Genomic DNA, 16129 nt, shown 5'->3' with positions numbered 1-16129 from the left:
CAGCAGAACCGGGTGCGTCGCGTCGTCGCTCTTCAGACGCGGCCGAGCGCACGCGCCGCGGCAGCTGCGGCGGCCGTGCGTGTTTCCACGCCCAGCTTCTCGAAGATGTGTTCCAGGTGCTTGTTCACCGTGCGCGGGCTCATGCCGAGGATTTCGGCGATGTCCCGGTTGGTCTTGCCGCGGGCGACCCACAGCAGGACCTCGCTCTCGCGTGCGGTGAGCTGCGGGGGGCTCCACCCGGGCGTACTGCTGCTCACCTGGCTGAGGGCGAACACGGTGACGGGCTGCGCCGCATCGGTGGCGCGGCGCGCCTGCAGTGCGCCGCCAGCGAGGCGGATCTGCGCCGGTTCTGGGCTGCTGTCATGCGTGACCAGTGCTTGCAGGTCGGGGGGGAGGGGGTGGTTCTCCAGCAGTGCGAGGGACGGGGCCAGTGTCGCGACCAGCCTACGCACGGCCTCATTGCGCCACAGAAGAATGCCTTTGTCATCAATCGCAAGCATGGCGGTGCCAGTGGCATTGACCGCCTCGCGCGTGGCGCGCACCAGGCGCGCGGTGCGGGTGTGCGCCTGCAGGCGGGCGACCACCTCGGGCGGCGAAACGGGCTTGGTGACGTAGTCGTTGCCGCCCACCTCGAAGCCGCGCACGATGTGCTCGGTCTCGCCCAGTCCCGTCATGAAGATGACAGGTACATCCTCGCTGATATCGCGGATGCGGCGGCAGGTCTCGAAGCCATCCAGCCCGGGCATCATCACGTCGAGCAGGATGGCGCCTGGAAGATGCCCGTCGAGATGGGCCAGTGCCTGCTCGCCCGACTCCGCCGCATGGATGTGCAAGCCCGCATGGCCCAGCTCAGAGGCCAGCAGGTTCAGGGCGTCGCTGTTGTCGTCGACGAGCAGCACGTCGCAGGGGGTATCAGGTGAGCACATCGTCTTGTAAGTCCTGGCTGAGGCGGTGGGTCAGGGCATCGTCGTCACGTCCGATCAAGGGCAGGCAACGGTTGATCCAGGGGAGCAGGTCGGGGCTGTCCTCTGCCAACTCGTCCAGCCGTGCGCGCAAGGCGCGCGGGTAGCCGCCGGCGGCCAGGGCCAGCAGCTCGCGTAACACGTCCGGACCGGGCGGGATGATGCGCGCGGTGGGTGGCCGGTCGGCGTAGTGCCATTCGAGGCCCAGCGCCTGGCGTACCTGTTCCAGCAAGTCGTGTTCGGTGACCGGCTTGGCGACGAAGCCGTTGCAGCCGCTGTGGCCGCGTCGCTGTTCGGTGTTCTCATGCGCGTTGGCCGACACCATCACGATGGCCAGGTCCGTGTGGCCGCCGGCGCGTAACTGCTGGCAGACCTTCCAGCCGGTGGTGTCGCGCAGGCTGATGTCCAGCAGTACCAGGTCCGGCGCTTGCCTGGCGACCTGGGCGAGGCAGGCCTCGCCGCTGGCGGCTTCGTCGATCTCGAAGCCGAGCGGTTGCAGCATGGCACGCAGCACGCCGCGGTGCGCCGCCTCGTCATCCACGATCAGGATGCGCTGGCGTGGTCCGAGGTAGCCCGCCACCGGTGCGCTGAGCGCGCTGGTGGGCACGTCGGCCAGGGTCGGCAGGTAGAGGCGCACGACGAAGCGGCTGCCTTCGCCGCGCCGGCTGTGGATCTGGATGTCGCCGCCCATGAGGTCGACCAGCATGCGGGTGATGGTGAGCCCGAGGCCGGTGCCCTCGGCACCGACGCGTCCGGGGCCGCGCTCGAAGGGCTGGAAGATGCGCTCGTGGTCTTCCGCGTCGATGCCCACGCCAGTGTCGATCACCTCGATGTGGGCGATCTCGCGGCGGTAGCGCACGCGCAGACAGACCTGCCCGCGCTCGGTGAACTTGATTGCGTTGCCCAGCAGGTTGATCAGGATCTGGCGCAGCCGCTTGGGGTCGGCATGCACATGGCGTGGCAGGTGACCGCTGACCTCGTAGTGGAATGACAGCCCGGTCGCTTCGGCGAGGGGGCGGAACATGCGCACGATCTCGGTGAAGAAGTCTTCGAGATGCAGTGCTTCCTGTTCCAGGCGCAGTTTGCCGGCCTCGATACGCGACAGTTCCAGCAGCCCGTCGACCAGGCTGGCCAGGTGCTCGCCGCTGCGGTGGATGGTGCCGACCGCGTCGCGCAGGCTGCCGCTCAGTGACTGCTGGCGCAGCAGGACCTGCGAGTAGCCCAGGATGCTGTTGAGCGGTGCGCGCATCTCATGGCTCATGCCGGTCACGAAACGGCTCTTGGCGAGGTTGGCGCTCTCGGCCAGCTCTTTGGCCTTCTGCAGCTCGGCGTCGGTCTGCCGGTGGGCGTCGATCTCGCGCTGCAGGAGCTGGTTCTGCCGGTCCGACTCCTGCTGTGCCACGACCCGGCTCTCGCTCGCCAGCACCAGCCACCAGGCCGCCACGGCCGTGAGCAGCAGCAAGCCGGCGAAGACCTTCCAGAACAGGGCGGCCAGATCGGGCGAGACCGGGCCCCCGGCATGTAGCAGTTCCTGCGCGTAGAGCAGCCATAGCATGGCGCCGAACACGCACACCATGCCGGTGAGCACCATGGCGTACTGGCCGACGCGGCGCGCCATGGAGAGCGAGATACGATGGGGCAGCATGCCGGCCAGCAGGTCGGCGAGCTGCTCGTGAGCGCGCGCGCCGGTCTTGCAGCGGTCGCCACAGCGTGCGTCCAGGGTGCAGCACAGCGAGCAGATCGCCCCGCCGTAGGCCGGGCAGTGCGCCATGTCCTCCGCCTCGAACTTGTTGCGGCAGATCGCGCAGCGCATGACGCGATGACGCGGGCCGAAGTCCACCGGCGTGCGTGCGATGGTGTAGCGCAGGCGTGTGGCCCAGGCAATGGCGGGGGCCGCCAGCAAGGAGACGAGCAGTGCGATGCCCGCCGAGGCGGGGCGCAAGGCTTCGCCGAACAGTCCGCCATAGGTCGCCACCGACAGCAGGGATGCCAGCAGCATGGCACCGAAGCCGGATGGATTGATGTCGTAGAGATAGGCGCGACGGAACTCGATCTGCCTGGGCGATAGACCCAGTGGCTTGCTGATCACCAGATCGGCCACCACCGCGCCGACCCAGGCCACGGCCAGGTGCGCGTACAGCCCCAGCACCTGCTCGATGGCCTCGAACACGCCCATCACCATCAGCAGGATGGCGATCAGCACGTTGAAGGCCAGCCACACCACGCGCCCAGGGTGGCTGTGGGTGAGCCGGGCGAAGAAGTTGGACCAGGCGAGCGAGCCGGCATAGGCGTTGGTGATGTTGATCTTCACCTGCGACACGATCACGAACAGGCCGGTCAGGAAGATCGCCCAGGCGTTGTTGCCCACCACCTCGCGGAAGCCGGCGAGGTACATCTGCGTCGGCTCCAGCGCGCGCGACAGCGGCAGTTCGTACTGCAGGACCAGGAAGGCCAGGAAGGCGCCGCCCACCATCTTGAGCCCGCCCAGCACGATCCAGCCCGGGCCGGCGACGATCACCGCCAGCCACCAGCGCGCCTTGCGACCCGGTTCGGGCTCTGGCATGAAACGCAGGAAGTCGACCTGCTCGCCGATCTGCGCGATCAGCGAGGCGGCTACCGTGGCCGCTGCGCCAAAGGCGGCCCAGGAGAACTCGTCGCCGCCACTGGCATGGCCATTGAGCGAGGCGAAGGCGACGAAGGCCTGCGGGTCTTTGATCGCCACCGCGATGAAGGGCAGCGCCAGCAACAGCAACCACAAGGGCTGCGTCCACAACTGCAGGCGCGAGATGAGGGTGATGCCATGGGTGACCAGCGGGATCACGATCAGCGCGGAGAGCAGGTAGCCCAGCGAGCGCGGCATGTCGAACCACAGCTCGAAGGCCTGCGCCATGATGGCCGCCTCCAGCGCGAAGAAGATGAAGGTGAAGCTGGCGTAGATCAGCGAGGTGATGGTCGAGCCGAGATAGCCGAAGCCCGCGCCGCGTGCCAGCAGGTCCATGTCCAGCCCGTGGCGAGCGGCGCGGTAGGCGATCGGCAGCCCGGTCAGGAAGATGACCACGCACACCACGGCGATGGCCCACATCGCGTTGGTGAAGCCGTAGGAGAGGGTGATCGCTGCACCAATGGCTTCCAGCGCGAGGAAGGACACTGCACCAAAAGCGGTATTGGCGACGCGGAACGGGCTCCACTTGCGGAAGCTGCGTGGCGTGAAGCGCAACGCGTAGTCCTCCAGCGTCTCGTCCGACACCCAGCGGTTGTAGTCGCGCCGCACCTTGATGATGCGCTGGACGGGCTGTGTCCGTGCAACGGCCTGATCCATCCGAACCTCTGCTCTGTGATCCCCTCGGCAACGCCAAACGCACGCAAGCGGCATGCCGGCTTGCGTGCAGTGTGTGGCAGGGATTCTGCGCAGCGGGCGGCGTACCCGCAGTACGTCAAACAACGTATTCCGGCTACGCAGGCCGGCCACCCAAGATGACTCCAACAACGCAGCCGGCGGCGCCGTGCCGAGGCGGGCGTTGCACGACACCCGCGTTCACCTGGAGAGACCATCATGAGTGACCACGACCAGAACGATCCCGCCATCGATCCGGTATCCCTGCATCGCCGCCGCCTGCTGCAAGGCCTGGGCGCCCTGCCCCTGATGGGCCTGCCCAGCCTGAGCTTCGGCGCCACCCTGCCGACCGCGCAGGTCAACACCACCAAGCTGGCAGTGACCGACACCGAGGTCGTCGTCGGCCAGTTGCACTCGGCCACCGGCACTATGGCGATCTCCGAGACCGGCTCGATCCAGGCCGAGCAGCTCGCCATCGACCAGATCAACGCGATGGGTGGCGTGCTGGGCCGCAAGATCCGCGTGATCAAGGAAGACGGCGCCTCCGACTGGCCCACTTTCGCCGAGAAGTCGAAGAAGCTGCTGATCAACGACCGCGTTGCGGCGGTGTTCGGCTGCTGGACTTCCGCCTCGCGCAAGGCGGTGCTGCCGGTGTTCGAGAAAGAGAACGGGATGCTCTACTACCCCACCTTCTACGAGGGCCTGGAGCAGTCCAAGAACGTCATCTACACCGGCCAGGAGGCGACCCAGCAGATCCTGTGGGGCCTCGACTGGGCCAACAAGGAGAAGAAAGCCAAGAGCTTCTTCCTCATCGGTTCCGACTACATCTGGCCGCGCACCTCCAACAAGATCGCGCGCAAGCACATCGAGAACGTGCTCAAGGGCAAGGTGGTGGGCGAGGAGTACTACCCGCTGGGCCACACCAACTTCAACTCGCTGATCAACAAGATCAAGGTCGCCAAGCCGGACTGCATCTATGCCGTCGTCGTGGGCGGCTCCAACGTGTCCTTCTACAAGCAGCTCAAGGCGGCCGGCATCACGGCGGACAAGCAGTTCCTGCTGACCATTTCGGTCACCGAGGACGAGCTGCTGGGCATCGGCGGCGAGAACTGCAACGGCTTCTACGCCTGCATGAAGTATTTCCAGTCGCTGGACAATCCCAACAACAAGAAATTCGTCGAGGCCTTCAAGGCCAAGTACGGACCCAAGGCGGTGATCGGTGACGTGACGCAGGCCGCCTACCTCGGCCCCTGGCTGTGGAAGGCCACGGTCGAGAAGGCGGGCAGCTTCGACATCGACAAGGTCGCCGCCGCTTCGCCGGGCATCGAGTTCAAGGAAGCGCCCGAGGGCTACGTGAAGATCCACGCCAACCACCACCTGTGGAGCAAGGCGCGCATCGGCCAGATGACCGCCGACGGCCAGTTCAAGATGATCGCGGAGTCGCCCAACCTGATCGAGCCCAACCCCTTCCCCAAGGGCTACCAATAGTTCGCTTGTCCGTGAGTCGGACCGCGCGGCGGGTGTGCGACGTTTGCCGCCGCGCGGACTTTTTCCCCTTCAGGACAGGAGGTCCGTCATGTCGCTCACCGATATGCTCAACATCGGGCTGATGCAGGGCTTTGCCGGCCTCAGCCTGTTCGCCGTGCTGCTGCTCATGGGGCTGGGGCTGGCGATCATCTTCGGCCAGATGGGCGTGATCAACATGGCCCACGGCGAGTTCATGGCCATCGGGGCCTACACGGTCTACCTCTTCTCGTGGACCACCGAGAACTACCTGCCCAAGTTCGCGCAGGGCTACTTCCTGGTCGCCATCCTGGCGGCATTCGCCATCGCCTTCCTTGCCGGCTGGCTGGTGGAATGGGGGCTGATCCGCCACCTTTACAAACGTCCGCTGGATACCCTGCTGGCCACCTGGGGCCTGTCGCTGGGTCTGCAGCAGGTGTTCCGCTCCTCCTTCGGTCCGAAGGAAGTGAGCCCCACCCTGCCGGACTGGCTGATGGGCTCCTGGGCACCCAAGGAAGGGTTGGACATCCCGATCAACGGGCTCTTCGTGCTGGGCCTCACGACACTGGTCACCTGCAGCGTGCTGCTTGCCCTGTACAGGTCGCGCTGGGGCCTGCGGGTCCGTGCCACGGTGGCCAATCGTGTCATGGCCAATGCCACCGGCATCAACACGAAGAAGACGGACCGCCTCACCTTCGCCATCGGCTGCGGCATCGCGGGGGTGGCCGGGGCCGCCTTCACCACCATTGGGTCCACCGGGCCTACCAGCGGCTCGCTGTACATCGTGGATGCCTTCCTGGTGGTCACCTTCGGTGGTGCGGCCAGCCTGCTCGGCACCGTGGCCTCGGCCTTTGGCATCGCCCAGATGCAGTCGATCAGCGAGTTCTTCATGACCGGCTCGATGGCCAAGGTGCTCACCCTGCTGATGATCGTGAGCATTCTGATGATCCGGCCGCAGGGGCTGTTTGCCTCCAAGGTCCGCCGCTGACACCCCGAACGCCCCCGGAGAAGCAAACATGAATGCAATCAAGAACTGGATCGACCAACGCGGACTCGGCAGCCTGCTGCTGCTCGCTCTCGTCCTGCTGGTGGTGATGCCTGTCACCCTGGACCTGTTCCGCCTCAACCTCGTCGGCAAGTACCTGACCTATGGCTTCGTCGCCATCGGCCTGGTGATGCTGTGGGGATACGGCGGCGTGCTGAGCCTGGGACAGGGCGTGTTCTTCGGCCTCGGCGGCTATGCCATGGCCATGTTCCTGAAGCTGGAGGCGTCCGACCCGGAAAGCACCAAGATCCAGTCGACGCCGGGCATCCCCGACTTCATGGACTGGAACCAGCTCACCGCGCTGCCCGTCTGGTGGCAGCCCTTCCACAGCTTCAGCTTCACGCTGCTGGCGGTGATCCTGGTGCCCACGCTGCTCGCCTTCATCATCAGCTACGCCATGTTCAAGCGGCGCGTGGGCGGGGTGTACTTCGCCATCATCACGCAGGCGGTGGCGCTGATCCTGTCGGTGCTGATCATCGGCCAGCAGGGCTACACCGGGGGCGTCAACGGCATCACCGACCTCAAGACCCTGATGGGTTGGGACATCCGCACGGACAGTGCCAAGTACATCCTGTACTTCCTCAATGCCGGCCTGCTGCTGGCCTGCATCTGGGGCTGCATGTGGGTGCAGAAGAGCAAGCTCGGCACCCTGCTGCTGGCGATGCGCGACAAGGAAGACCGGGTGCGCTTCTCCGGCTATGACGTGTCGATGTTCAAGGTATTCGCCTTCTGCCTCGGCGCGGCGCTGTCGGCCATCGGTGGGGCGATGTTCACGCTGCAGGTCGGCTTCATGTCGCCCAGCTTCGTCGGCATCGTGCCCTCGATCGAAATGGTCATCTTTGCCGCAGTGGGCGGGCGCATGAGCCTGGTGGGCGCGGTCTACGGCACTTTGCTGGTGAACTTCGGCAAGACCTACTTCTCCGAGAGTTTCCCCGACCTCTGGCTGTTCCTGATGGCGGGCCTGTTCATCGGCGTGGTGATGGCCTTCCCCAACGGCCTGGCCGGCCTCTACGAGAGCCATGTGAAGCCCTGGCTGGCACGGCGCCGGCAGGCCCGTACGCGCAAGCCCGATCTGCCCGGCAATGCCACGCCCGGCGAGTCGCACGGCCCGCTCGCCAGCGCCGATGCGGCCAAGCCTGAAGGCGGACTGCTCCGCCGCGCGGTCGCGCCCGCCAGCCCCAAGTTGCCGGGCAGCGTGCAGGGCCAGTCCGCCTGATCGCCCCATCCAGAACGGGAGAACACGATGAGCAATACCGATTTCGTACTGGCGGTCGAAGACTTGACGGTGTCATTCGACGGTTTCAAGGCCATCGACGCACTGACGCTGTACGTCGACCGTGGCGAGCTGCGCGTGATCATCGGCCCGAACGGTGCCGGCAAGACCACGCTGCTCGACCTGATCTGCGGCAAGACCAAGGCCAGCGGCGGCAGCATCAAGTTCAAGAACGAGGAGATGACGCGCCTGCCCGAGCACAAGATCGTGCGCAGCGGCATCGGGCGCAAGTTCCAGACGCCCTCGATCTACGAGAACCTCAGTGTGTTCCAGAACCTGGAGGTCTCCTTCCCGCGCGGCCGCAGCGTGTTCGGTGCGCTGGGCTTCAAGTGCACCGACGAGGTGCGCGGCCGGGTCGAGGCCGTGGCCGAGGAGATCGGCCTGGCCGACATGCTGCAGACCGAGGCGGGCCTGCTCTCGCACGGCCAGAAGCAGTGGCTGGAGATCGGCATGCTGCTGATGCAGGAGCCGGAGCTGCTGATGCTGGACGAACCCATCGCCGGCATGAGCGTGCGCGAGCGCGAGCTGACTGCCGAGCTGCTCAAGCGCATCTGCCAGAACCGCTCGATGATCGTGATCGAACACGACATGGAGTTCGTGAAGCAGATCGCCCACAAGGTCACCGTGATGCACCAGGGAAAGATCCTCGCCGAGGGCTCGATGGAGAAGGTGCAGAGCGATCCCAAGGTCATCGACGTGTATCTGGGGCACTAGGCCTCGCTGCCCTCGCCCGCAGGCGGGAGAGGGGCTGGGGGAGCACGCCTCCCCGTCCAACCGGAGAGAAGCAATGCTGAACGTATCCGACCTGTTCGTGAGCTATGGCCAGAGCGAGGCACTGCACGGTGTCTCCTTCGCCGCCAACAAGAACGAGACCGTGGCCATCATGGGCCGCAACGGCATGGGCAAGACCACGCTGTTCAAGTCGCTGATGGGGGTGCTGCCGACCAAGGCGGGCAAGATCGAAGTGGCAGGGCAGGACGTGACGCGCGACGAGAGCTTCCGTCGCGTGGCCAAGGGTATTGCCTACGTGCCGCAGGGTCGCATGATCTTCCCCACCCTCACGGTGGAAGAGAACATCCAGACCGGCCTGGAGAACGCCCGCGTCAAGAAGGTGCCGGATGAGATCTACGCGCTCTTCCCGGTGCTGTGGGAGATGCGCCGCCGCAAGGGCGGCAACCTCTCGGGCGGACAGCAGCAACAGCTCGCCATCGCGCGCGCGCTGGTCACCGACCCCAAGGTGCTGCTGCTCGACGAGCCCACCGAGGGCATCCAGCCCTCGATCATCAAAGACATCGCGAAGGCGCTCAACGAGATCCGCAAACTGCGCGAGATCACCATCGTCGTCTCCGAGCAGGTGCTGTCCTTCGCCATGGACGTGGCTGACCGCCTGTTCGTCATCGAAGGCGGTCGCCTCGTGCATGAGAGTCCGCGCGCGTCTACCGACGTCGCGCGCATCAAGCAGTTCCTGTCGGTCTAGAGCCGACGCAATCCATCAGACAAACCTGCAAGCAAGGAGAGGTGTGCCATGCCTGAAACGCTCATCAAGGTCGACCTTCAACAATCCCCGTACGACAATGAACTGGTGCACAACCGCTGGCACCCGGACATCCCGATGGCATGCTGGGTCAATCCGGGTGACGACTTCGTGCTGGAGACCTACGACTGGACCGGCGGTTACATCAAGAACAACGACAGCGCGGACGACGTGCGCGATGTTGATCTGACCACGGTGCACTTCCTGTCCGGCCCCGTCGGGGTGAAGGGTGCCGAGCCGGGCGATCTGCTGGTGGTCGAGCTGCTCGACATCGGCGCCAAGCAGGACAGCCTGTGGGGCTTCAACGGCTTCTTCTCGAAGAAGAATGGTGGCGGCTTCCTGACCGAACACTTCCCGCTGGCGCAAAAGTCGATCTGGGATTTCGAGGGCATGTTCACCAAGAGCCGCCACGTGCCCGGCGTCCGCTATGCCGGCCTGATCCACCCCGGCCTGATCGGCTGCCTGCCCGACCAGAAGATGCTGGACACGTGGAACGAACGCGAGGTCGACTTCATCGCCACCAATCCGACACGTGTGCCGCCGCTGGCCAATGCGCCCTTCGCCAAGACGGCGCATGCCGGCAAGGCCACGGGCGACGTGCAGGCGAAGATCGCGGCCGAGGGCGCACGCACCGTGCCGCCGCGCGAACATGGCGGCAACTGCGACATCAAGGATCTGTCGCGCGGCTCGAAGATCTTCTTCCCGGTCTATGTGGATGGCGCCGGCCTGTCGGTGGGCGACCTGCACTTCTCGCAGGGTGATGGCGAGATCACCTTCTGCGGCGCCATCGAAATGGCCGGCTGGGTACACATGAAGGTGTCGCTGATCAAGGGCGGCATGGCCAAGTACGGCATCAAGAACCCGATCTTCAAGCCCAGCCCGATCACGCCCAAGTATGACGACTACCTGATCTTCGAAGGCATCTCGGTCGACGAGCAGGGCAAGCAGCACTACCTGGATGTGCACGTGGCCTATCGTCAGGCCTGCCTGAACGCCATCGAATACCTGACCAAGTTCGGCTACTCCAAGGCGCAGGCTTACTCGATCCTCGGTACGGCGCCGGTTCAGGGTCATATCAGCGGCGTGGTGGATATTCCGAATGCCTGCGCCACGCTGTGGCTGCCGACCGACATCTTCGAGTTCGACGTGAATCCGACGGCAGCCGGGCCGGTGAAGCATCTCGATGGCTCGATCCAGATGCCGATCTCGCCGGACCTGTAGCCCCACGCGCCCAGTCCGTCCTCTCCTCCCCTCTCCCGCCTGTGGGAGAGGGTGGCGCACCGCGCCGGGAGAGGGCACACGCCCCACCACACCGCCAGGAGCCTCCCATGCCTCTCTACGATTTTGAATGCCCCCACTGTGGCAGCTTCGAAGTCATGCGCAGCATCGCGCGTCGTGATGAACCGGCGCATTGCCCGGACTGCGGCACCCAGGCCTCGCGACTGGTCAGCCTGCCCTCCTATGCGCTGATGGACAGCGGTGTCCGCCAGGCCCACGCAACCAACGAACGCGCCCGGCACGAACCCAAGCTGGCCTCGCAGCATGTGCACGGCCCCAACTGTGGCTGCGGCAAACCCAGCAAGAGCACGGTCAAGGCTGCGGATGGCAGCAAGACCTTCCCTACCAAGCGCCCGTGGATGATCAGTCACTGAGCCTGCAGCACCGCATTGCGGGAAGTGCGGCTATGCGCTGATAACCGACATCGCAAGAATCGGGTGGCGCCGGTTCAGGCAGGGCGAGACAATGCAATCCCGTTTGCATCTGTGCCCGCCCCGGCCGCGCCATGTCCCGTAGCAATCTCTCTCAGCTCATCCTGCTCGCCGCCATTTGGGGCGCCTCCTTCCTGTTCATGCGCATCGGCGTGCCGGTGTTCGGTCCGGGCAAGCTGATCGTGCTGCGCGTGGGCCTGGCCGCGCTGTTCCTGCTTGGCGTGGCACTGTGGTTCAAGCGCGGGCTGGCGCTGCGCGGCAATGTGCGGCATTACTTCTTCATGGGCGTGTTCAACTCGGGCCTGCCCTTCCTGCTCTACGCCTACGCGGCGCAGACGCTCAATGCGTCCCTGCTGTCCATCATCAATGCCGCCACGCCGATCTTCGGCGCACTCGTTGCCGCGCTGTGGCTGCGCACGCCGCTCAAGCCGATGGCCATGCTGGGTCTCGCGCTCGGTTTCGCAGGTGTGCTGCTGATCGTGGGCGGCAATGCCGGCGTGCATGGCGAGCAGGGCTGGGTCGCTACCCTGGCCGCGCTGTGTGCGCCGCTGTGCTACGCCCTGGCCACCAGCTATGCGAAGAAGTACGCCAGCGGCATCAGCGCTTTTGCACAAGCTCACGGCAGCATGTGGACGGCCGCGCTGACCGTGCTGCCGCTGGCCCTGCTGATCCCCGCGCGCGCCACGCCGGCCACGGGCGACTGGCTGGCCGTGCTCGCGCTGGCCGTGCTGTGCACCGGCTGGGCCTACCTGATCTATTTCAAGCTGGTGGCCGAGATCGGCCCGGCACGCACGCTCACCGTCACCTTCCTGATCCCGGTGTTCGGCGTGTTGTGGGGTCACCTGTTCCTGGCCGAACCCATCACGCTCAGCATGCTGCTCGGTGGCGCCATCGTGCTGTTCGGCACCGCGCTGGCCAACGGCCTGATCGGATCACGCCAGTCATGAACGACCAGTACGCCACGGTGGCCGCAGCGATCCGTTATCTGCAGGCGCACCGCCAGCAGCAGCCGGAGCTGGACGAACTCGCGGCGCATCTGGGGCTCAGCCCCTTCCATCTTCAGCGGGTGTTCGCCGACTGGGCCGGCGTGTCGCCCAAGCGTTTCCTGCAATACCTGACCAAGCAGCACGCACGCGCACTGCTGCGCGCTAATGCCGACGTGCTGAGCGCGGCGCTGGACAGTGGCCTGTCCGGCAGTGGCCGGCTACACGACCTGATGGTGAATTGCGAGGCGCTGTCGCCCGGCGAAGTGCGCGCCCAGGGTGGCGGGGTGAAGATTCATTACGGCTGCGCCGATTCGGCTTTCGGCCGCTTCATCGTAGGCAACACCGAACGCGGCATCTGCCATCTGGCCTTCCATGCGGATGACATGGACGATACGGCGGCCGTGGCCCTGCTGCGCGCCGAATGGCCAGCCGCAAACCTGCAGCACGACCCTCGCGTCGCAGAAAAGATCGCACCGCAACTTGCCCTGCTCGCCAGTGGCCGCAGCCCGCTACGCCTGCTGCTGCGCGGCACCAACTTCCAGCTCAAGGTCTGGGAGGCGCTGCTGCGCGTACCCGCCGGCAGCGTGGTGTGTTACGCCGACCTCGCCCGCGCCATCGGCCAACCCAAGGCTGCCCGCGCCGTCGGCTCGGCAGTCGCCGCCAACCGCATCGCGCTGCTGATCCCCTGTCATCGGGTGATCCGCGAGAGTGGCGAGAGCGGTGAGTACCGCTGGCAGGCTGAGCGCAAGCTGGCTTTGATCGGCCATGAGCAGGCTCAAGCCTTGCCGTGAAACGAAAAAGCCCCCGCCATCCCTGGCGAGGGCTTCCGGCTACGCCGCGCCTGCGATCAGGCGGCCTGGCGCTCCAGCAGTTGCGGGCTGGCATCACCACCGATCAGGATCTTGCGCGGCTTCTGCGCCTCGGGCACTTCGCGCACCAGCTCGATGTTGAGCAGACCATTCTCCAGCGACGCGGCGACCACCTTCACATGGTCGGCGAGCTGGAAGCGTTGTTCGAAGTCGCGCGCCGCGATGCCACGATGCAGCCAGGTGCGCGGCTCAGTCTCGTTCGCCTTGCGCCCGGTCACCTTGAGGGTGTCCTTCTCGAACTCGATGTCCAGTTCCTCGCGAGTGAAACCGGCCACCGCCATGCTGATGCGGTACTTGTCTTCGGCGACGAGTTCGATGTTGTACGGTGGGTAGCTCGGCTGATCGTTACGCAGTGCGGCTTCGGCCAGTTGGGCCAGGCGATCGAAACCGATGGCGGAGCGATAGAGCGGAGTGAAGTCGAAAGTACGCATGGTCTGTATCCTCATGAAAGCAAGCGATAAGAAAAGGGGCAGGCCTCACATTCGAGCACCTGCCCCCCGTATCTGGGATCGCTGCTGCACGCTTTCAAGTCCTTGAAATCATGCGCCTTCGTCCCTATCTAGTTTTGCTCAATCGCGATCATGGCCGCGCTCGCGCGGGTAGTCGCGACGATGGTCGTCGTGGTCGTGACGCGCATGTCCGTGGTGTGGTGGTGGCGCCCGATGTGTGTGATGCGGCACGTAGACGTCGCGGTACCAGTTGTCCTGCACGAAGTAGACGGGACGTCCGCAGTAGCCATAGTGCCCACAGTGGCGACGCCAGTCGCGCGCATGATGCGGCGGGACGTGCAGATAGACCGGTTCGTAGACAACGCGCGGTGGCGGGCGGTGGATGATCACCGGCTCGGCATACACCACGCGCGGCGGCGGATAGTCACCGATGTCGATGCGGCCGTAGAAGCCGGGTTGTCCGACGCTGATGGATACGCCGACGTCAGCCGCGATGGCCGGCGCCGCAAGGCACAGCGAAAGGACGAACAGGGCTGGTCTCATATTGGGCATTGCTCCTCGTGATGCGATGCTGCGAACAACGCAGCGCGTGCGCACCTGGAGGACAGCAACCCAAAGTGACCGACGAAGGGCGTCGGTCAGGGTGGAGGCAACACCCAGGCCAGTGCCAGCGGCAGCACGACTACCGCGAACAGGTTGCCGATCAGCACGATGGCTGCGACGCGGCCGGGCTCCTGCCGATAGCGTTCGGCCATGATGAAGTTCATGACGGCCGAGGGCATCGCACCGAACAGGATCATCAACGCCGACCAGGTGTGATCCAGCCCCAGCAGGTGCGCCACGACCCAGCCGCTGAGCATGCCGATTACTGGGCGCGCGAGGCCACCCAGCACGCCGTCACGCCAGCCGCCGAACTCCATGTCGGCCAGGCGTACGCCCAGAGCCAGGATGTTGAGCGGGATGGCGATTTGCCCCAGCATGCTGAAGGCCGTCACCGCAGGCGGCCATACTGGCAGTTGCAAGATGGACACGAGCAGGCCGGCCAGCATCGCGAACACGATGGGTACGCGCCACAGGCCGCCCAGTCGCACCTGACGGTCAAGCATCAGCGTGCCGATCGAGAAGTGCAGCACGCTGGAGATCATGAACAGCACGATGGCCGCCGGCAGCACCGCTTCGCCAAACGCCAGCACGCTGATCGACAAGCCCAGGTTGCCGGAGTTGCCGAAGCTCATCGGTGGCACCCAAGTCTGCGGTGCCTGGCGCAGCGCACGTGCCAGAGCCCATGCCATTGCCATGCAGGCTATGGTGGCGAGCAGCATGCCCAGTACCAGCGGCCAGTAGCGCACGATGTGAAAGTCTTTGCCGGCCAGTGCGCCGAACACCAGGGCGGGGGTGAACACATCCATGGTCAGGCGGTTCAGGGCGCCGAAATCCGGCCGAGAGCGCCGCGCGACCCACCAACCCAATGCGGTCAGGAAGAAGACCGGGAAAACGACTTCCAGAATGCGGATCAGCATGCCTCAGTGCAGCGTCAGGGCCAGGGCCAGCGGCAGGAACAGCACCGACAGCAGGTTGCCGAGCAGCACGATGGAGGCCACCTTGTGCGGCTCCTGGTGATAGCGCTCGGCGAAGATGTAGTTCAGCACGGCCGGCGGCATCGCGCCGTAGAGGATAAGCAGTGCAGCATCAAGCCCGCTGAGACCGAACGCCCATACCGCCAGCCAGGACAAAAGCATACCTAATGCCGGGCGGGCGATGCCACCGATCAGGCCGATGCGCCAGGCCGAGAAGTCCACGTCGGTCAGGCGCACGCCCAACGAGAACAGCATCAGCGGGATGGCGATGTCGCCCAGCATGCGGATGCCGATGTGCAGCGGCTGCCACAGTTGCCAGCCCATCAGGGAAAACAGGATGCCGGCGAGGCAGGCCAGCACCGTCGGTACGCGCCAGATCTGGGCCACCTGCAGTTTGTGGTCGAGCAACCAGGCGCCGAAGGAGAAGTGCACTAGCGATGAGACCATGAACAGCACGATGGCGACCTGCAGCGATTCCTGGCCGAAAGCTAGTAATGCCACCGGGATGCCGAGGTTGGCCGAGTTGCCGAACATCATCGGCGGCACCAGGGTACGCGCTTCACTGCGCGTGGCGCGTGCCAGCGCCCAGCCGAGCAGACCGATCGCCACGGTGACGGCCAGCATGGCCCAGGCCGCTGGCAGGTGCGCGCCAACCTGGTACTCCTTGCCGGACAGGGCGCCGAACACCAAGGCGGGCATGAAGACGTCCATGGTCAGCCGGTTGGCATGCGACATGTCCGGCCGCGCACGGCGCGCGACAAACCATCCGACCGCCGTGATGGCGAAGACCGGGAACAACACAGAGATGATCCGTTCCAGCACGGCGGGATGATCCGGAGGAGTGAGACTGACATTCTAGTCAGTGCAGTCCGCGTGACGCGAACTTGT

Annotated in this window: 15 protein-coding genes; 9 read left to right on the top strand and 6 right to left on the bottom strand. The window is 65.5% G+C overall.

What is annotated here, in order from left to right:
- Positions 1-32: 32 nt before the first annotated feature.
- On the bottom strand, positions 33-926 hold the full coding sequence (locus tag NMB43_RS19065) for a response regulator (protein WP_494349752.1): 894 nt from the start codon (positions 924-926) through the stop codon (positions 33-35).
- Complete coding sequence (locus NMB43_RS19060) at positions 913-4281, bottom strand: hybrid sensor histidine kinase/response regulator (protein WP_494349751.1); 3369 nt, start codon at positions 4279-4281, stop codon at positions 913-915. Before NMB43_RS19060 ends, NMB43_RS19065 begins: the two co-directional genes overlap by 14 nt.
- Positions 4282-4515: 234 nt before the next feature.
- Between NMB43_RS19060 and urtA the strand changes: the two genes are divergently transcribed.
- The 9 genes from urtA (at position 4516) to NMB43_RS19015 (ending at position 13137) form a co-directional block, all read left to right on the top strand.
- A complete protein-coding gene (gene urtA / locus NMB43_RS19055; RefSeq protein WP_494349750.1) occupies positions 4516-5784 on the top strand; it encodes an urea ABC transporter substrate-binding protein in 1269 nt (422 codons plus the stop codon).
- 88 nt (positions 5785-5872) lie between these two features.
- Positions 5873-6787 (top strand): urea ABC transporter permease subunit UrtB, encoded by a 915-nt coding sequence (urtB, locus tag NMB43_RS19050; RefSeq protein WP_494349749.1) that lies wholly within the window; start codon positions 5873-5875, stop codon positions 6785-6787.
- Between the two features lie 28 nt (positions 6788-6815).
- Positions 6816-8060 (top strand): urea ABC transporter permease subunit UrtC, encoded by a 1245-nt coding sequence (gene urtC, locus NMB43_RS19045; protein WP_494349748.1) that lies wholly within the window; start codon positions 6816-6818, stop codon positions 8058-8060.
- Between the two features lie 27 nt (positions 8061-8087).
- Entirely contained in the window at positions 8088-8831 is a 744-nt protein-coding gene (gene urtD, locus NMB43_RS19040) for an urea ABC transporter ATP-binding protein UrtD (RefSeq protein ID WP_494349747.1), read from the top strand.
- 73 nt (positions 8832-8904) lie between these two features.
- Positions 8905-9594 carry an urea ABC transporter ATP-binding subunit UrtE gene (gene urtE, locus NMB43_RS19035; protein ID WP_494349746.1) on the top strand — a complete coding sequence of 230 codons (690 nt, stop codon included), beginning with the start codon at positions 8905-8907 and terminating at the stop codon, positions 9592-9594.
- A 48-nt stretch (positions 9595-9642) separates the two neighbouring features.
- Positions 9643-10872, top strand: a complete 1230-nt coding sequence (gene fmdA / locus NMB43_RS19030) for a formamidase (protein WP_494349745.1) — start codon at positions 9643-9645, stop codon at positions 10870-10872.
- 107 nt (positions 10873-10979) lie between these two features.
- Positions 10980-11303, top strand: coding sequence for an FmdB family zinc ribbon protein (locus NMB43_RS19025; RefSeq protein ID WP_494349744.1), 324 nt, complete (start codon positions 10980-10982; stop codon positions 11301-11303).
- Between the two features lie 131 nt (positions 11304-11434).
- Positions 11435-12307 carry a DMT family transporter gene (locus NMB43_RS19020; protein ID WP_494349743.1) on the top strand — a complete coding sequence of 291 codons (873 nt, stop codon included), beginning with the start codon at positions 11435-11437 and terminating at the stop codon, positions 12305-12307.
- Complete coding sequence (locus tag NMB43_RS19015) at positions 12304-13137, top strand: bifunctional transcriptional activator/DNA repair enzyme AdaA (RefSeq protein ID WP_494349742.1); 834 nt, start codon at positions 12304-12306, stop codon at positions 13135-13137. The genes NMB43_RS19020 and NMB43_RS19015 overlap by 4 nt, the downstream gene beginning before the upstream one ends.
- 56 nt (positions 13138-13193) lie before the next feature.
- Here NMB43_RS19015 and NMB43_RS19010 read toward each other — a convergent pair whose 3' ends face one another.
- From NMB43_RS19010 to NMB43_RS18995, 4 genes are all read right to left on the bottom strand, one after another.
- Positions 13194-13646, bottom strand: a complete 453-nt coding sequence (locus NMB43_RS19010; protein WP_494349741.1) for an Hsp20 family protein — start codon at positions 13644-13646, stop codon at positions 13194-13196.
- Positions 13647-13784: 138 nt separating this feature from the next.
- Complete coding sequence (locus tag NMB43_RS19005; RefSeq protein WP_494349740.1) at positions 13785-14207, bottom strand: hypothetical protein; 423 nt, start codon at positions 14205-14207, stop codon at positions 13785-13787.
- A 95-nt stretch (positions 14208-14302) separates the two neighbouring features.
- Complete coding sequence (locus NMB43_RS19000) at positions 14303-15184, bottom strand: AEC family transporter (RefSeq protein WP_494349739.1); 882 nt, start codon at positions 15182-15184, stop codon at positions 14303-14305.
- 3 nt (positions 15185-15187) lie between these two features.
- Positions 15188-16063, bottom strand: coding sequence for an AEC family transporter (locus tag NMB43_RS18995; RefSeq protein WP_494349738.1), 876 nt, complete (start codon positions 16061-16063; stop codon positions 15188-15190).
- Between the last annotated feature and the right edge of the window lie 66 nt (positions 16064-16129).

This window comes from Uliginosibacterium sangjuense (assembly GCF_059132465.1).
The sequence above is the reverse complement of the archived record's forward strand: the minus strand, read 5'-3'. Positions and strand labels throughout refer to the sequence as shown.

Bases quoted from the DNA above. Each gene is read 5' to 3' on its own strand.
- NMB43_RS19065 (WP_494349752.1), bottom strand. From the start codon at position 926: ATGTGCTCACCTGATACCCCCTGCGACGTGCTGCTCGTCGACGACAAC.
- NMB43_RS19060 (WP_494349751.1), bottom strand. From the start codon at position 4,281: ATGGATCAGGCCGTTGCACGGACACAGCCCGTCCAGCGCATCATCAAG.
- urtA (WP_494349750.1), top strand. From the start codon at position 4,516: ATGAGTGACCACGACCAGAACGATCCCGCCATCGATCCGGTATCCCTG.
- urtB (WP_494349749.1), top strand. From the start codon at position 5,873: ATGTCGCTCACCGATATGCTCAACATCGGGCTGATGCAGGGCTTTGCC.
- urtC (WP_494349748.1), top strand. From the start codon at position 6,816: ATGAATGCAATCAAGAACTGGATCGACCAACGCGGACTCGGCAGCCTG.
- urtD (WP_494349747.1), top strand. From the start codon at position 8,088: ATGAGCAATACCGATTTCGTACTGGCGGTCGAAGACTTGACGGTGTCA.
- urtE (WP_494349746.1), top strand. From the start codon at position 8,905: ATGCTGAACGTATCCGACCTGTTCGTGAGCTATGGCCAGAGCGAGGCA.
- fmdA (WP_494349745.1), top strand. From the start codon at position 9,643: ATGCCTGAAACGCTCATCAAGGTCGACCTTCAACAATCCCCGTACGAC.
- NMB43_RS19025 (WP_494349744.1), top strand. From the start codon at position 10,980: ATGCCTCTCTACGATTTTGAATGCCCCCACTGTGGCAGCTTCGAAGTC.
- NMB43_RS19020 (WP_494349743.1), top strand. From the start codon at position 11,435: ATGTCCCGTAGCAATCTCTCTCAGCTCATCCTGCTCGCCGCCATTTGG.
- NMB43_RS19015 (WP_494349742.1), top strand. From the start codon at position 12,304: ATGAACGACCAGTACGCCACGGTGGCCGCAGCGATCCGTTATCTGCAG.
- NMB43_RS19010 (WP_494349741.1), bottom strand. From the start codon at position 13,646: ATGCGTACTTTCGACTTCACTCCGCTCTATCGCTCCGCCATCGGTTTC.
- NMB43_RS19005 (WP_494349740.1), bottom strand. From the start codon at position 14,207: ATGAGACCAGCCCTGTTCGTCCTTTCGCTGTGCCTTGCGGCGCCGGCC.
- NMB43_RS19000 (WP_494349739.1), bottom strand. From the start codon at position 15,184: ATGCTGATCCGCATTCTGGAAGTCGTTTTCCCGGTCTTCTTCCTGACC.